Source organism: Alteromonas lipotrueae (genome assembly GCF_019249255.1).
GTDB lineage: Bacteria > Pseudomonadota > Gammaproteobacteria > Enterobacterales > Alteromonadaceae > Alteromonas > Alteromonas lipotrueae.
Map to the genome: position 1 here is coordinate 129712 of NZ_JAESDJ010000009.1, position 17367 is coordinate 147078.

13 protein-coding genes are annotated in these 17367 nt (G+C 44.4%); 5 read left to right on the plus strand and 8 right to left on the minus strand.

Features of this window, described 5'->3' with window-relative positions; all coding sequences use genetic code 11:
• Genes gspE through gspC form a run of 3 tightly spaced genes read right to left on the minus strand, consistent with a single transcriptional unit; the run spans position 1 to position 4567 of the window.
• Entirely contained in the window at positions 1 to 1566 is a 1566-nt protein-coding gene (gene gspE / locus KYS23_RS13755) for a type II secretion system ATPase GspE (RefSeq protein WP_013786667.1), read from the minus strand.
• 1 nt (position 1567) lies between these two features.
• Positions 1568 to 3610, minus strand: coding sequence for a type II secretion system secretin GspD (gene gspD, locus KYS23_RS13760; protein ID WP_159534068.1), 2043 nt, complete (start codon positions 3608 to 3610; stop codon positions 1568 to 1570).
• Between the two features lie 18 nt (positions 3611 to 3628).
• Complete coding sequence (gspC, locus tag KYS23_RS13765; protein WP_218397508.1) at positions 3629 to 4567, minus strand: type II secretion system protein GspC; 939 nt, start codon at positions 4565 to 4567, stop codon at positions 3629 to 3631.
• A gap of 136 nt (positions 4568 to 4703) precedes the next feature.
• On the opposite strand from gspC, the gene hslR reads away from it, so the two are divergent.
• The 3 genes from hslR to KYS23_RS13780 all read left to right on the plus strand — a co-directional run bounded on the left by hslR (position 4704) and on the right by KYS23_RS13780 (position 7876).
• Positions 4704 to 5099, plus strand: a complete 396-nt coding sequence (hslR, locus tag KYS23_RS13770; RefSeq protein WP_013786664.1) for a ribosome-associated heat shock protein Hsp15 — start codon at positions 4704 to 4706, stop codon at positions 5097 to 5099.
• A 27-nt stretch (positions 5100 to 5126) separates the two neighbouring features.
• Complete coding sequence (gene hslO, locus KYS23_RS13775; protein ID WP_159534064.1) at positions 5127 to 6026, plus strand: Hsp33 family molecular chaperone HslO; 900 nt, start codon at positions 5127 to 5129, stop codon at positions 6024 to 6026.
• 287 nt (positions 6027 to 6313) lie between these two features.
• Positions 6314 to 7876 carry a phosphoenolpyruvate carboxykinase gene (locus KYS23_RS13780; protein ID WP_218419104.1) on the plus strand — a complete coding sequence of 521 codons (1563 nt, stop codon included), beginning with the start codon at positions 6314 to 6316 and terminating at the stop codon, positions 7874 to 7876.
• 138 nt (positions 7877 to 8014) lie between these two features.
• Here the strand turns inward: KYS23_RS13780 and KYS23_RS13785 are convergent, their stop codons facing one another.
• Complete coding sequence (locus tag KYS23_RS13785; protein ID WP_218419105.1) at positions 8015 to 8509, minus strand: hypothetical protein; 495 nt, start codon at positions 8507 to 8509, stop codon at positions 8015 to 8017.
• Positions 8510 to 9050: 541 nt separating this feature from the next.
• Between KYS23_RS13785 and KYS23_RS13790 the strand changes: the two genes are divergently transcribed.
• A complete protein-coding gene (locus KYS23_RS13790; protein WP_159534040.1) occupies positions 9051 to 10226 on the plus strand; it encodes an MFS transporter in 1176 nt (391 codons plus the stop codon).
• Here the strand turns inward: KYS23_RS13790 and envZ are convergent.
• The 4 genes from envZ to KYS23_RS13810 form a co-directional block, all read right to left on the minus strand.
• Positions 10217 to 11533 carry a two-component system sensor histidine kinase EnvZ gene (envZ, locus tag KYS23_RS13795; RefSeq protein WP_159534038.1) on the minus strand — a complete coding sequence of 439 codons (1317 nt, stop codon included), beginning with the start codon at positions 11531 to 11533 and terminating at the stop codon, positions 10217 to 10219. The two genes, KYS23_RS13790 and envZ, sit on opposite strands and share 10 nt — an antisense overlap.
• A gap of 44 nt (positions 11534 to 11577) precedes the next feature.
• Complete coding sequence (gene ompR, locus KYS23_RS13800) at positions 11578 to 12300, minus strand: osmolarity response regulator transcription factor OmpR (RefSeq protein WP_159534036.1); 723 nt, start codon at positions 12298 to 12300, stop codon at positions 11578 to 11580.
• A 111-nt stretch (positions 12301 to 12411) separates the two neighbouring features.
• The gene (locus KYS23_RS13805; protein ID WP_218419107.1) at positions 12412 to 13509 is read right to left on the minus strand and encodes a DUF2855 family protein; all 1098 of its coding nucleotides are present in this window, start codon (positions 13507 to 13509) and stop codon (positions 12412 to 12414) included.
• A gap of 138 nt (positions 13510 to 13647) precedes the next feature.
• Positions 13648 to 14556, minus strand: coding sequence for a phosphoribulokinase (locus tag KYS23_RS13810; RefSeq protein ID WP_159534032.1), 909 nt, complete (start codon positions 14554 to 14556; stop codon positions 13648 to 13650).
• Positions 14557 to 14706: 150 nt separating this feature from the next.
• Here KYS23_RS13810 and KYS23_RS13815 point away from each other — a divergent pair, with 150 nt between their 5' ends.
• Positions 14707 to 17367, plus strand: a complete 2661-nt coding sequence (locus KYS23_RS13815) for a DUF2339 domain-containing protein (protein ID WP_218419108.1) — start codon at positions 14707 to 14709, stop codon at positions 17365 to 17367.

A 17367-nucleotide genomic window follows, 5' to 3' on the forward strand; every position in this document is an offset into this window, starting at 1 on the left:
CTAATCCTCCTTGGTTACACGCAGGACTTCTTCTAAAGAGGTAACACCTGCAAGTACCTTACGACACCCGTCATCCCGAATACTGGGGGTAGAGTGCCTGATATATTTTTCAATGGCCTGTTCACCCACGCCTTCATGCATCATTTCGCGCACTTTCTCATTCACCAGCAATAACTCGTGAATACCCGTACGACCTCTGTAACCGGTTTGGTTACAGGCAGCGCAGCCGTGAGGTTGGTAAATGGTAAAGTTGCTATCGGCATCAATATTAAGGGCTTCACACTCTTGAGGATCGGGCGTGTGAGGGGTTTTACACTCTTTACACAGTGTGCGCACTAAGCGCTGCGATAATACCGCCAGTAAGCTTGAAGAAAGCAAAAAGGGTTCAATACCCATATCTTCTAAACGGGTAATAGCGCCAGCGGCGGTATTGGTGTGAAGGGTCGATAATACTAAGTGGCCGGTTAAACTGGCTTGAACCGCAATTTGTGCCGTTTCAACGTCTCGAATTTCACCTACCATCACCACATCGGGATCTTGTCGCAAAATTGCTCGTAGGCCGCGGGCGAAGGTCATATCTACACGGGGATTTACCTGTGTTTGACCAATACCGGGTAAGTCAAATTCAATAGGATCTTCTACGGTTAAAATATTGCGGTCGCGAGAGTTAATTTCGCTAAGGCCTGCATACAAGGTGGTACTTTTACCAGAGCCTGTGGGGCCGGTAACCAAAATAATACCGTGAGGCTTTCTAATTAATGAAGAAAAATGGTCGCGGTTTTGCTGGGTCATGCCTAAGTCTTTTAGGTTTAACCGTGCGTTGTTTTTATCTAATAAACGCAGCACCACACGCTCACCATGGCTAGACGGCATAGTAGACACACGTACATCTACTGCGCGGCCTGCAATGCGTAGGGTAATACGGCCATCTTGCGGTACCCGTTTTTCAGCAATATCAAGTTTCGCCATTACCTTAATACGAGAAACCAGCATGGAAGAGAGCTTACGATTGGGGCGTAAAATCTCTCGTAATACACCATCTACACGAAACCGAACCACTAACTGGTTTTCAAAGGTTTCAATGTGAATATCCGACGCGCCTTCTTTAATCGCTTCACCTAACATGGCATTAATCAGCTTGATGATAGGGGCGTCGTCTTCGTTATCTAATAAATCTTCGGTATCAGGTAAATCTTCCGCAAGGGCAAACAAATCGCTCTCGTTACCTAAGTCTTCCATTAACTGCTTTGCTGCAGAACTATCACGCTGGAATGCACTGGTTAGAAAGCTTTCGAACTCATCAGCAGCAATAGTTTTAGGTACAAAAGGCTCGCCGTAAAAGCGGCGTACTTCGGCAAACACTTCAAAAGGGGTGTTTTCCGTAAAATACAGCACAGCAGGAGTGACATTGGTTTCAAGCAATACCTGATTACGCTTAGCAAAGCTGAACGAAAGCTGGCGAGGGCCAGCCACGGCTTCTGGTAAGCCTTCTTCATCAACCATTGCTTCGAGCGCTTCTTCCTGTGCCTCTACCGCAAGGGTGAGTTGCTCGTCTTGACCTGCCATATTACTCGTTACCTTCATCAAGGTTGTCTTTCTCAGTCAGGTATTCTTCAAATGAAGGCGGCAAAGAAAGTTCATCATCCCAATTAGGCATACTAGGGCTTTCAGCGTTTGGCATTAGTGAAATACCTTCTTGCTGACGCTTAAGCTGTAACGCTCGAATATAGTTGTACTTACGATGGCTAATAGAGTTCATGGTAGCGCCGTCACGTACAATAGTAGGCTTCAAAAACACCATTAGGTTACGTTTACGCTTACTGGTAGACGTCGACTTAAACAAGTTACCAAGAATAGGAATATCGCCTAATAAAGGCACTTTAGATACGCTTTCTTGCACGTCTTCGTCTATCAAGCCGCCTAATACTATCGTGCCGCCATCATCCACAATAACCGTAGTTTTAATTTCACGTTTATTAATAGAGATATCTACCGAGGTGGCACCACTCACGCTAGATACTTCTTGTTCAATTAATAACTGAACTGCATCGCCTTCATTTATTTGAGGCGTGACTTTAAGTTTAATGCCTACTTCTTGGCGATCGACCGTTTGGAAAGGGTTCGAGTTATTCGAGCCTGTAGATGTACCAGTAATAATCGGTACTTCTTGCCCTACAATGAAATAAGCTTCTTCGTTGTCCATGGTCGTAAGGTGCGGCGTGGCCAATACGTTTGAGTTAGTATCGGTGCTAACCGCTTGCACAACTGCGCCCCAGCCATTATCAATAATACCGGCGATTAAGCCATTGGCACTGCCAAGTAAGCTGGCTAATGACGTATAGTCACCCTCATCTGTATTGGTTACCGTATAAGGAGAACCATCATCTGATACATAAGTTTCCGTTTCGGTAGTATCTTCTGCTTCTTTAACCGCTACAGCCAATGAACCTACAGGAATTACACCGTTGCTAAACTGTGTACCACCGCCACTTTCAGATACCCACTGAACACCCAAAGTAGTACCGTCGCTTTCAAATACTTCAACAATAATGGCTTCAACTTGAACCTGTGCGCGGCGAATATCGAGCTGACGTACCACTTCTTCCAGCGAGCGCATCATGTCAGGCTCAGCGGTAATGACTAACGCGTTTGAATCTTCATGAGCATCAATACTCACGTCACGATTTGACGAGCCACGGCTATTGGTGCTGCCACTTTTCTCTTCGGCTTGAATACTGGCAGAAACCCCTTGAAGCACTTTAACTAGGTCGTCGGCTTTGGCGTAGTTAAGAAACAGGACGCGGGTGTTACCGCTGGTTTCTAATTCTTGATCCATGCGCTCAATAAGGTTAATTAAACGTTGGCGGGCTTTAATATCACCGCTCACAATCACTGAGTTAGTGCGATCGTCGGCAACTACGCGAGGGTCAGATTTTGCACCGGTATTCGTTTTACCTTGAGATTTATTAATGCTGTCGATAATACGCACCATTTCAGATGCTGAAGCGAAACGTAGCTTCACAATTTCAACTTCTTCGTCACCTGCACGGTCTACACGCTCAATAATTTCAACCAAGCGGTTTACTACGGCCGCACGGCCAGTAATCATCATTACATTTGAAGGGTCGTGGCTTACTACGTTACCACCGCCTGCTTGGTCGTTAAGCTGACGTAAAATAGGGGCTAATTCTCTTACCGGTACGTTATAAACAGGTACTACACGGGTGATCATTTCATCACCGTCTTTCGCTGAACCTTCTACTACGGGAATATTTGATGTTTTAGCATCTTTTGAGCGCACTACTTTTAAAATACCGCTAGGCATTTCAACTACAGCAAAGTCGTAAACCTGAAGCACGTTTAAAAAGAACTGATAATACTGATCTTCAGTCAGCATATCGTAGCTTCGAACACTAATTTTACCGCGAACATTTGGGTCGACAATAATGGTGCGCTCTAAGTTTTTACCCACAATATTAATGAACTCACTAATATCAGTGTCTTTAAAATTAGGCATATATTCAGCGGCTGTTACCGAGAAACAAAGAAGGGCCGTACACAGCGCTGTGCTTAGGCGAGATAACAATTTGTGGCTAGTGCGCCTTTTCATTCTGTCTTCCTTTAATTCTTATTCTGCTGATGGCTCAGGCAAATCGAGATACAGCGTGACAAAACTGCCATCACGAATGATTGTAAGTTCAATATTCTGAGCATTGCGAAGTTCAGATAGTGCTTCTTGGGATTGCTGCATGTCTGTCAGATCCAATCCGTTAATTTGTGCAATCACATCGCCGGCTTGAAGCCCCGCCGATTTAAATAATGCGGGTTCTTTACCTGGGCTAACTTGATAACCGACAAGCTGACCTTCTTCGGTTTTTGGCGAAATAGAAATGAAGTCGGTAAAGCTTGCTGGACGCTCTCGCAATGAAGCAGTTGCTTCAATGGCTTCTTCACTTAACTGCCTTGTATTGGGTTCGTCTCGTTCATCATGCACTGGCTGTGGACGACGTTTAGCTTGTTGTTGGCGACGCTTATTCGCTTCGTCGTAATCAATGCCATCTAACATCAAGGTTTCGTTTCTAACCCCATTTTTAATGATAACCCTGTCGCGGAATACTTGTTTTAGGGTGGCGTTAGTACCTTCAATTTTTTCACCTAAGCCATACACGGCTTGGCTATTGCGATTTTCAATAATCGCGGTGCTAGAGTCTTCATCCGAACTTGCTACCACACCGGTAAGCGTAAGGTTAAGACGCGTTTCAGGCGCATCGGTAACTGGCGCTTCTTCTACCTTTGCAGGCGCGGCAGCCGCGTTACCAAACAAATTTAATTGTTGTATTTTGCGTATGTTGACCCCACTTTGCCCTGAAGCCGTAGAAGGTATGGGCGCAAAACTCACTGCGGGAGTCGCAGATAATTGAGGTTCAGGTATAATTCGCCATAGTAGCTTGGCGGCAAAGGCTATTAAATATAGGCTCAGCAGCACCACAATTAACGTGTGAAGTTGTTTTTGGTTCTGGTTTACAAAAACAACCAGAGACTGTGGATTGAGTTTATCGAATGTCATGTCGCCACTTGATGGTACTGCTTATTATTAAAGTGAAAATTTGGTTAACCGCGCTTTGTCCGACCCATCATAGCCTAGTCGAGGTGGGGCTCACAACACTAAAGCCGCACCGTTACGAAATTATTACAAAGGTCTTATGGAAACGAACAATACATCACAAAATGTGAGGCTAGACAAGTGGCTATGGGCTGCAAGGTTTTTCAAAACCCGCGCCATTGCCAGAGACATGGTTCAGTCAGGAAAAGTTCACTACAACGGACAGCGCACTAAGCCCGGCAAGAATGTAGAGCTTGGCGCAGTGATAAAAGTTCCCTCAGGTTGGGATAATCGCGATGTTATTGTTCGAGGGCTCAGTGATAAACGACTCAGTGCAGCACTTGCTCAAGACTTATATGAAGAAACTGAGACAAGTGTAACAAAACGTGAAGAAAACCAAGTTGCACGAAAATTGAACGCTTTTCATAGTCCTAAGCCAGAACATCGGCCAGATAAAAAACAGCGCAGACAAATTATTAAATTTAAGCAGCAGTAAAAGCACGCTGCCTAACAGGACGAGTTTATGAGTGATTTTGATAAATTACATCGATTTTTATTTACCCAAGCGAACGTTCGCGGCGAATTAGTTCGTTTAGATGAAAGCCTAAAGCAAATTGTGCACAGCTACGAATACCCCGTACAAATTCAGCGTTTGTTGGGGCAATTGGCAGCGGCAACGTCTTTACTTACGGCTACGCTTAAATTTAAAGGCGAAATTGCCCTACAAATTCAAAGTAAAGGGCCGGTAAGTTACGCGGTTATTAATGCCACCCATGAACAAACATTTCGTGGCGTTGCCCGCTGGGATGAAAGCCTAGAAACGCTGCCAGAAGCATTTGATGAGTTACTTACCGAAGCGGTGTTGGTGATGACCATCACTCCTGATGAAGGCGAGCGTTATCAAGGTATTGTGGCATTAGATAAGCCAACATTAGCTGAGTGTTTAGAAGAATACTTCGCTCAGTCTGAACAGTTAGCCACTCGCGTGCACTTAATGACTGACTTGCAAGATGAAAACAATGCCAGAGCGGCGGGTATGCTGCTTCAAGTATTACCAACAGATGCAAGCGCCACTGACATCACCCAAGCAACAGGGTTTGATCATATTGCTACGTTAACCGAAACGTTAACGGAAAAAGAAATGTTCTCGTTGTCGGTTGAAGACATTCTTTATCGTTTGTATCACCAAGAAGAAGTGGAAGTATACCCTGCGAAAGCGGTTAGTTTTGCGTGTACGTGTTCTAAAGAACGTAGCGCAGAAGCACTTCGTAATATCGATAAAGCTGAGCTTTTATCGATAGTGAAAGAAGATGGCGACATTAAAATGAATTGTCAGTACTGCCATGCAGAATATCGTTTCGATAGCATTGATATTGAGGCGATTCACAATGGTAATGCACCCTCTCCTGATACTAATCAATAAGGGTACACTCCCGCCCCTAAAATAAGAAAACAAAAAAGAAAACCTCTTAATTCACTTTCCCTTTACAGCATATGTTGTAAGGGGAAGTTGATAAAAAACCACGTATCCCGTTTTGTATCCCTCCTCAAAATAAAAAATGTAATTTTATTACGTTTTTTTCGAAAGTTGATCCAGATTAATAATCAGTATTCTTTATAGAAATAACGCTATGCCCTTATTTACTTTAGACTCAGTTAAATGATACTTTTTGAAAGTGCTATTGAAAGATTACATTAAGGGTTACGGTTATGAGTGTGGCAGCGTCTTTAAAAACGGATTTAAAAATCTCTCCATTGGTTGATTTGCCTAGCGCCGAATTAATCGAACGCGCGATTAAGCGGGGCGAGGGTGTGTTAGATACTAACGGGGCTTTGGTCGTTGAAACCGGCGAAAGAACTGGTCGCTCACCAAATGATAGGTTCATCGTAAAAGAGCCTTCCACTGAGAATGAAATCGATTGGGGCAAGGTTAATAAGCCATTTGATGCTACTAAATTCGATGCCTTGTGGAACAAAGTAGAGGCCTACCTAAATACTCAAGAGCATTTTCTATCTCACCTTCAAGTGGGCTCAGATCCTGCGCATGCACTCCCTTTAGAAGTAAGAACGCAAACTGCGTGGCAGCACGTTTTTGCGCGTAATCTTTTTATCGTGCCAGACAAATGGAACGTCAATAACGAAAGCCCGTGGCAAGTATTAAATGTTCCTGGGTTCGTGTGTGACCCAGAGCGTGACGGCACCCACAGTGATGGCGTGGTAGTGATTAATTTTGCTAAAAAACGTGTGCTTATTGCCGGCATGAGATACGCCGGTGAAATGAAAAAAGCCATGTTCTCGGTTCAGAATTTCTTACTTCCTGCGAAAGACATATTACCCATGCACTGCTCTGCCAACGTAGGCGAGCAAGGCGATGTCACTTTGTTCTTTGGTTTATCGGGTACAGGTAAAACCACGTTATCTGCCGATCCTAAACGCTTTTTAATTGGCGATGATGAACACGGTTGGGGCGAAGGCAGTGTGTTTAATATTGAGGGCGGCTGCTACGCAAAATGTATCGACCTTTCGCAAAAGAACGAACCGGTTATTTGGGACGCCATTAAGTTTGGCACTATTTTAGAAAACGTTGTGCTAGACGATACTCGCACCCCAGATTACAAAGATACGTCGCTAACCCAAAATTCACGGGCGGCTTATCCATTAAGCCACATTGAAAAGCGGGTTGAAGCAAACCGTGGCGGCGAGCCTCGCTCTGTCGTATTTTTAACCTGTGATGTAAGTGGTGTGTTACCGCCTGTATCAGTACTAAGTGAAGAAGCGGCGGCCTATCATTTCTTAAGTGGTTACACCGCAAAGGTAGGCTCGACAGAGATTGGTTCAACCTCAGATATTGAATCAACATTTTCTACCTGTTTTGGCGCACCCTTCTTCCCACGCCCAGCAGGCGTGTATGCCGAGTTATTAATTAAACGCGTAAAAGCGTTTAATGCCAAAGTGTACTTGGTGAATACCGGTTGGACTGGCGGGCCTTATGGTACAGGTCAGCGGTTTGATATCCCTACCACTAGAGCTATTATCGATGCCATTGTATCGGGTGATTTAGCCGATGTTGAAACCCAACATATTGAAGGCTTAAACCTTGATGTACCCAACGCAGTATCAGGCGTTAACGATAATTTATTAGTGCCTAAGCAAACCTGGAATGATGCAGAAAAATACGAAGAATATGCGCAGAACCTAGTAGATAGCTTTAAGCAAAACTTTGAGAAATACGATGTTAGCGATGCCATTGTTAAGGCAGGTCCTGGCAACTAATTCTTGCTGCGTTTTTTAGGGCGCAGTTAGATGTTAGGGGAGGCAACCCTTCCCTTCCCAACCTTCATCACACTCAACGTGATTGATGTTTTGCCCGCGCTTAGCCGCGGGCTTTTTTCGTTTCGATTTGCTTACTGTTTAATGTAAAGATGTGGATCCAAACCAATTTTGGGGCAGAGGAGTAAAATTGATATTGTTTTTATATTGAAGAAGCTTGCTGTCCACCTCCCTTTCTGGAAACCAATACTTCCGATCATCTATGGAAATAAGTCTTAGGGTGTAAGATACGCTAAATGGGTCGAGTGGCCCTTTTTCAGTTCGAATTGAAGTGTCAAAAATTTGAACTTCTCTGTCCTTATTGTTTGGTGCTGGTACTTTTTTATTTTCAGAGTTGTATATAACAGGGATTTGAATAACAGTGATGCCTTGTGGAAGCTTGTGAAATTTGGAAATTTCAGACAATTTCTCGTTACTAAATGGGTATCTTTGTAAGCGCCAACTGGCGTCTATATACACTTTGGCCAAGGCGACGTTATTATCTCCAACATGAATAAATACTCTGGGTTGGAACAATTTAAAGAAACAATAGAACCCAATTAACGTTGAGCTGACGATAAATATTATCCACTTCATTACAAAACTGTCTCATAATTAACTTCGAAAAATGTACTCTCACCCGGTGCGATTTGATGAAAACTTGAATCTTTGACGCCATCTTGCCAAAATCTTACCTCAACGCCAGTGTTACTCCCAACCTTATTTTAAAATGTCGCTTTCACCGGACCTGAATTTACGATATAGCCGTTTCTTTTGACGATACTATGGCAGCAGAATCCACTCAGTCTTGGCAGACTAAAGGAAGATCCGGGAACTATTGCACAGTCTTTTGATGATTGGTAAATCAAGAGTCTTGGGCTTGGGGAGTTACCAAAGATTAAACCAAATAATATTTTGCCCGCGCTTAGCCGCGGGCTTTTTTCGTTTCCTATCTTGCGCGAGTTATACTAAAGGCGTACTGTAGCGTCCTTGGTAGTCGATAACGTTCTCACGTTAAAATTCGCTCCAAACAAAAAATCAAAAAACGTTGTAGTAAGTCTCTTAACTACAAATCATGCCCTGCTACACCAATATATTGCACTATTTCGTTTAGAACCCTGTTTGTAAAGGAGCATGGATGAGCCGTCGTCCTATTACTGTTGTTATATTTTCCGGTTTTTTCTTACTGGGTATGTTGTTTATATTATGGGGTATTTTACTTCCAGATATTGCGGTCGACCTGCGTATGTCAGAGTTAGTAAGTGGTTTGTTCTTCTCGCTTTTCTCATTGGGTATGATGGTGGGAGCCGTAGTAGGCGGAAAGTACGTTAGTCGCTTTGATTACATGCCATTGTTAGCATCGCTATTGGGTATAAACGCTGTTTTATTATTGCTTATATCGTCATTACACGGGTGGCAATGGGTATTGGTGGTAGCCGTCGTTATAGGCATAGTCAGTTCCTCAATTTTTACTATTGGGCACACCTTAATTGCCCGCTTGTATGAAGAAAAGCGCTTTACCATGATGGGGCTAATGGACTTTATGTTCAGCCTAGGCACATTTGCCGCTTCGTTTTTTGTTACCTTGCTTTATCTTCAAGAAGAAAACTGGCGTAGGCCAATTCAAGTGCTTGCACTCTTTATGCTAGCCCTGTCGGCGTATACCTTTATGGCAGCGCACTCTCAAGCCAAATTACTCCGAGGCCAACCCAAAGCGCAGCGTAAAACCCTCAACTTTGGCGCGGTAATAAAACAACCTATTTTTATTTTTATGGCGTTACTTAGTTTCGGATACGGCGCGGTAGAGTTTGGTAACGCTAATTGGTTTGTAAGTTATGCGCAAAACGGCATTGGGTTTACCGGAGAGCAATCTCGAAACCTACTCGCGTGTTTTACAGCGGGTATGGTTATCAGTCGGTTGGCTTTTCCTTTCTTATTGCGATTTATGTCAGTGCATCGGCTTATTGTTATATTGGCTACAGCGTCGTTGTGCGGCGTATTTGCCATTAAGCTTACCACTGACCTGTACAGTATGGGCGCAGGTAACTTACTGTTAGGGCTTGGATTAGGTGGGTTATTTCCACTTATGTTGTCGGCAGCCATGAATATTGATAGTGACAATGGCCCCGTATTATCTGGCATTTGTATTATTGGCAACTCAACCGGCGTACAAGTGGCCTCTTTTTCAACGGGGTTATGGGCAAATTATGTTCCTCTAACTACTGCGTTTTGGGTAATACCTATAGGTGGTTGCTTGTTGTGGGTTGCTGCGTGGGCGTACAGCCGAATGGTGAAACAGCACGGTTACTTATGAAGGGGTAAATAGAACTCTGCGATTAAACCTTGTTGCGGGTGATTGCGTAGCTCTACACCACCATCATGTGCTTCCACAATACGTCTTATAATTGATAAGCCTAAACCAGAGCCCGATGTACTTCGGGCTTTGTCACCTTGCGCGAAGGGCATGAACACATGCTCTAATTCTGCTGCGGGAATACCAGGGCCAAAGTCGCGTATTTTACAGTAAACCCGTTTTTCATTACGGTTATAAAATGTGGAGATAACAATATTATTTGAGCCGTAACGAAAGGCGTTCTCGATAATATTATCAATAACCCGCTTCATGGCCACACGGCGTAAATCTAATAAAGGAATATCGTTAAGCTTCAACGCGATACGATGCTTCTCTTCAATATGCCGAGCTTGTGCCAATTCGATAATAAGGCTGTTTAGGTCGGTATTTTCTTTTATCTCTTCTGTGTCGTAGCGGGCGTAGTCGATGAATTGATCGATAATCGCATTCATATCTTCAATATCATTAACAATGCCATCTTTTATCCAGTTTTGCGATTCGGGCAGCATTTCAGATGCAAGGCGAATGCGCGTCAGCGGGGTGCGTAAATCATGAGATATACCTGCCGTCATCAAAGTCCGGTCATGTTCTAGCTGCTTAATACCTTGATTCATACGGTTGAAGGCGCGGGTAACTTGAATCATTTCCGTGCTACCTTGCTCTTTAAGCGGCACTGGATGTTCGCCTTTACCTACCGCTAATGCTGCTTTTTGCAAAGAAGACAGTGGCATGGTCATGCGTCGTACGAATAGCCAACCACCCGCTACACTTAATATACCTATCACCATTAAATACATGGTTAACGGTGAAATATTCGCTTCGTTTAAACCGGTTATGGGAATAGCAATCCAGGTGTCGGGGTAGCGAGACAATGAGACCCACACCGTATAGGGGGCATTAGCGTCGGTTTTCTGTGAAACCGTACTAATACGAACATCAGCTAGTTGCTCAAGTTGCTTGCTTACCTGCGACGACATGAACCCGTAATAAACCGCACTTTCTAACCCTTTGGTTCGCGCTTTGCTGGCATCGAGTATCTGAATGTCGGTTTTGGCGAAATAACGAGCTCTGCTGTCGTCATTACTAACTAACAAATCTTCCGCTAATACCGATTTTACTTGTGTGGCAAGTAAGCTGTTTATTTGCTGATAACTAGGTTGAATAAAATAATAGGTAACCGACAGATAGGAAACGACTTGGTTAATAAGCAACAGTACACCAATCAGTAACACTGTTTGACCAAATGCACTTTGGGGTAACAAACGCACTACTTAGACAACCTACGTAAACAACCTGTTTTGGCCATGGTTACTTATGCCTGCTCACCATCAGGAATAAAGACATAGCCTAGGCCCCATACGGTTTGAATGTATCTTGGATTTGCAGGGTCTTTCTCTAGCATTCTACGCAATCGCGATACCTGAACATCTATACTGCGTTCTAGCGCACTGTAGTCTCGTCCACGGGCAAGGTTCATAAGCTTGTCTCGTGATAGGGGCTCTCTAGGATGGGTGACTAAAGACTTCAACACTGCAAACTCACCACTTGTTAGCGTAAGAGGGGTGGTGCCAGCCGTCATTTCGCGAGTCGCCAAATTCAGTTTGTATTCGCCAAATTCGATAACTTGTACGTCTTTAGAAGGTGCGCCAGGGGCTTCACTACTGCGTCGACGTAATACTGCCTTTGCTCGAGCAAGTAACTCTCGGGGATTGAATGGCTTAGGCAAGTAGTCATCGGCACCCATTTCAAGGCCAATAATTCTGTCTACTTCATCGCCTTTTGCAGTAAGCATGATGATAGGAAGTTCGCTACCTACTTGGCGTAAACGACGACAAATAGACAAGCCATCTTCGCCAGGAAGCATTAAATCTAACACCATAAGGTGGAAGTTCTCGCGCTCCAGCAATCTGTCCATTTGCTCTGCATTTCCAGCGCCTCGCACCTGATAGCCTTGCTCCACTAAATAGCGTTCCAGTAGGCTACGAAGGCGCATGTCGTCATCGACAACGAGAATTTTAGACGTTTCCTGACCCATGACATGCCTTTAGTAATAGTTTTCCTCACTATAACTATTCGCTGGCGAATACAAAAGAGAGGAATGCATGAAAGCCTTCCTCTCTTTGTTACAAATAGTGTCTGTTAGCAACTAGTCAAAGCGAACGACATTAAGTGCTTTGGTGTCGGCAGTGCCATTTAGGGTGTCTGAATACAAAGCAATAATTTGTTGCGAGCCTGTGTGTTCTTGCTCAAAAAAGGTATCTTGAACTTTACCTGCAAACCCATGCCAGGCCTTTGCGTATTTTGCTAAAAATGCCTCATGACCCCATTCTTGTTGGCGTTGTTTAACTCGTGCAGGGGCAAAAAATATCTCTGCATCTAAGGCTTTCTTATTTGGTTTTTGCTCGGCCTTCCAATCGGTGGCACCAATAAGCGTTACTTTGGAAAGATTATCACCAAGGGCGTCGCCAAGTGATGTGATCAGAGCACCGTTGGCAGCAAAATCGAGCAACCAGTATTGTTGACCTTTAGGCAGTGTTTCTACATCGTCGTAGCTAAATACGTGGTCGTAGCAACCTGACGCTTTTACCATGTCTATATTTGACGCAGAGGTTAACCCAATGACTTGATAATTAGCATGTCTGTGAACTTTTTGATCTTTAAGCCGTTGAGCGGTGCCCAATGCAGTTTTGCTAGATGCACTAGAGAGCAATAATGACTCACCCTTGCTAAATTCATCTACAAAATCATCCAGCACAAACGAGGTCATATATAACGGACGGAAATTTAGCTGCCAAGCTTCACGGCTTTCATCATACCCAGGGTCAACGGCGCAGCGTAGAAATTGGTCGTACACCGGGCTAATACTTTTACGATTTTCGTGAATATCAGAAAAACCATGGGGGGCGACCTTTCCGGCTTTAGTTATCCAGTGGCTTGCCATAGGCAGGTAACCAAACACTTTCTCGCCTGCTTTAATGTCAGCGTGGTTTGACGCCACCACAGTGGCAAATCCCCATACAGGTACAATGCCGTAACCTTCATCAGCGGGGAAAAACCCCCAGTAGCCCATGGTAAAGCCCAGCGCGGCATAAGTAATATTATTGGCTGAAAAACCAAAGCTGTCAGTTTTAAGTAAAACCTCATCTTCAGCTAAGTCATTGGTAGACAGGGTTTTGTCTACTACTTGGGTGGAGTCGATTTTGTCTTTTTTCACCCAAATCTGCGTACTGGTTACGGTTGTCATGGCGTCACCTTTCATCTAATTTTAATAGACTACGATGCCGTACTTTGTATGGGTTTTCGACTTCAGGTTGTAAATAGATTGTTATAGGGGCGGCGAATATACAGTCACTAACACCCTTTTTTGAGATGATGGCTAATATTACTCGTCTTGGGTATTCAACCAATCCATTTGGTGGCCTGCACGACGCTTTCTATTTAAAATATCTTCCAATAGTGGAGTAAGAATGAGCTCCATCGCTAACCCCATTTTGCCACCTGGTACTACGAGTGTGTTTATACGCGACATAAACGCGCCATCAATCATTTGTAGCAAATAAGGGTAGTCAACATGCTTCATTTCACGCCTGAAGCGAACCACAACAAAACTTTCGTCTTGCGTAGGTATTTCACGGGCACTAAACGGGTTTGAGGTGTCTACAGTAGGTACACGTTGAAAGTTAACATGGGTTTGAGAGAACTGAGGCGTGATGTATTGGAAATAATCATCTAGCCCACGCACGATGCTACTCATTACCGCTTCACGAGAATGGCCTCGGTCGGTAGTGTCGCGCACAATTTTTTGAATCCACTCAAGGTTTACAATAGGTACCATGCCTACCAATAAATCCACATGCTTGGCTACATCATTTTCTTCGGTTTTAACGCCGCCATGTAAGCCTTCATAAAACAGTAAGTCGGTATTTTGTGGTAAATCTTGCCATGGGGTAAAGGTGCCCGGCATTTGATTAAAAGGCACGGCTTCATCAAAGGTGTGCAGGTACTGGCGGAACTGACCTGAACCCGAGCTTCCGTATTCTCTAAAGAGGGTTTCGAGTAATTCGAAATCGTTGGCCTTCGGGCCAAAGTAACTAATATGTCGGCCCTGTTCTTGGGCTTTGCGAATTTCCACTTCCATTTCCGGGCGAGTAAATCGGTGGAAACTGTCGCCACCAACCACTGCTGCGTTCACATTTAAGTTTCTGAAAATGTGGCGTATAGCATTGGTTGTTGTGGTGGTGCCCGCACCAGAAGAACCTGTTATAGCAATAATTGGATGTTTTACAGACATAGAAATTCGTTTGAGAAATGACGGGTACTAGTTATAAGCTGATGTGGGTTAAGAATCAAGACCACCCTCTTACTGAGAAATTGACTACAAGCACGAATTAGCGCTAACTTGGCGAAAATAAATTACAAAAAGCACAATGAGGAAGTGGCGATGGAATCTTTTCTACTGGGTATACTGGCTTTAGTAACCGTAGCTGGTGCCATGCTATCTTTTAAACATGTGGGCAAGCTGTCACGCATGCAAACTCATATTGATCAATTGGAAAGACGCTTAAGGGCATTTGAGCAAAAATCTACGTCTTCAAAGCCCTCTCCTCGCGTTGAAAGCATAACCGCTCCTAAACGCGACGCCTCGGCTAGCCATTTAGGGGGCGCCTCTAAACCTCGTGCATCGAGCAACCCGTCAAGTCCTCCTACGCTTATTTCCTATGTTGAAAAGCACCAGCAGGGGCTCGTTAACGCCATTAAGGGTAACGGGTTATTATGGCTTGGCGGCTTAGTTTTGGCGGTGGGAGGCATTTTTCTCGCAAACTACGCCATTGAGTCGGGTTTCGTTTCAGCCGAACTTCGCGTGATACTCGGTGGCGTATTTGGTGTTTCTCTGGTGGTGGCCTCAGAATTTTTAGCTCGCCATCGCATTCGCTTTTCTATTTATTCACCGGCGGTATGTGCGGCACTTGCCTCAGGTGGTGTGGTCACGTGTTACGCCATTACGCTAGTGGCCTTCAATTATTATGGTTTTTTATCGCCTTTGATTGCTTTTGCAACGTTAGCGCTTATTGCTTTAGGCGCGGTTTCATTGTCGCTCCGATTTGGCCCATTGCTAGCGTTTATTGGGATACTGGGGGCATTTGCCATTCCAGCGCTCGTTAACACGGGGTCGAATAATATTCCTTTGCTTTTGGCGTTTGTTAGTCTTGTTTCTTTATCTGGCGTGTGGGTGGCGCAAAAGGTCGCCGCGGTTTGGTTGTGGCGAGTGAGCTTTTTAGGGCAATTTTTATGGGCGTTAATGGGGCTATCAAGTACAGAGGCGAGCCACTTTGTTGCTTGGTTATGTTTTAGTGTATTTTCAACATACTTGTTTGCGTTGGTTCGTACATTGGGGTGGTCATTAATGGCTACGCAACATCAGGGAATGTCACTGAGAAGCTTATTTTCTCAACGACAACAACTCGCGGCAATTTCACTGGTTTTAATCGTCATTCATGGGTTTCTGATTCAATACGGCAGCAATGAAAAAATATGGATTAGCGCCTTCACCTTGGCCGCTTTACTGCTTGTTGCGCCTATTCGACACAGTGCCTTTAATATGTGGCCTGCACTTATGTTGGTTACTGGTTTGACGCATTTTGCTATGTTAAGGCCAGCTGAAGGGCCAATAGATCTTAGCTTTATTCTTAGTGGAAAGTATCTATTTTCTCAGATGCTCGCGGTAGGGCTTTGCGTGTACGGGGGTATTTTAGCGAGAAAACACAATACCCATGACACCGCGCGACCGGCGTTTTGGCTCTATATGGTGGTAAGCCCAGTGGCGTTGTATGGGGTAAGTTATGCGCTAGCACCTAGCAAGGTCACCGGCGTACTCTACGGTATTTGGGCGCTTGAACTTGCGCTGATTGCACTAATAAGTGCTTTAGTCACGTGGAGAGTTAACCCCCATATAGAAAAGCTCTCTTTTTCCGTGCTTGCCAATGCGTGTTTAACATTGTGTTTTACCATGGTACTTGATGCCGCAATATTATCACTGGCGTTGGCTATTCAAGTGGCTATGGTGAGTATACAAAGTGCAAAGTATCGCGTAGCGCTACCAGACTGGTTGTTTAAAGCCTTATTGCTTGCCGTGTTGTTAAGACTCACTGGCGCGCCATGGTTAGCGGATTATGCTGACGAACATATTTTCAGCATACATTGGACGGCTGTTGTCTATCCGGCGGTGTTTTTAAGTTTATGGTTAGCACGAAAATACAACCCGTCGCCGACATTAAAGGTGTGGCTGGAAGGCGCGTTATTGCATGTTGTTGCACTGTTTATTACTACCGAGCCTAGTTATTGGTTAATGGGGGCCTACCCAGAGCTATTCCTCGCTTCATACACGGAAAAAGTCTTTTTAGCCTTGGGATGGGTTGCGCTCGCGGTAACCTATTGGCACCGTGCTTGTGTTGCTCAACAGTTGGCTAAACTCTATCGTGTGGCGGGCTTTATCTTAATGATAGGGGCTTTTTGGCTTCACTTAGATATATCAGTGGTGAATAACCCCTTTGTGTTCCCACAAAATACGGGGGGTAATGCAGTACTGAATTATATGGCTTTACAATGGTTAGCTCCAGCGTTACTGCTTAGTACATTGTGGTTGCCACCTTGGTTTAAGGTATTGCCAAGCAGCGCTTCACAGATAAAAGCGCTCATTTCAGGGCCATGCTTAAAAGGTGTTGTGGTGATTATCGGTCTGTTTTTGGTGCTTTATATCAATAGCATCATTCGGCGTCTTTTCCATCATGGACACGTTGAGTTTGGTTTAGGAATAGGTCAAGCTGAGCAATACACCTACTCGGTGGTATGGCTTATTTTGGCGACCTTAACGATTTTCCTCGGCCAATACATGCATAAAGATAGAGCCGTGAAGTTAGGCTTTGGCCTGTTAACGGTTGTGCTACTGAAAGCCTTTGTTATCGACATGTCTAGCCTTGAAGGTTTATATCGTGCCCTGTCCTTCATTGGCTTGGGGTTAAGCTTGGTGGGAATAGGATGGCTATTTCAGAAATTTAATATGGAATCGGATAGGCCTCGTGATCAAGTAAGCCCAGTGACGTAG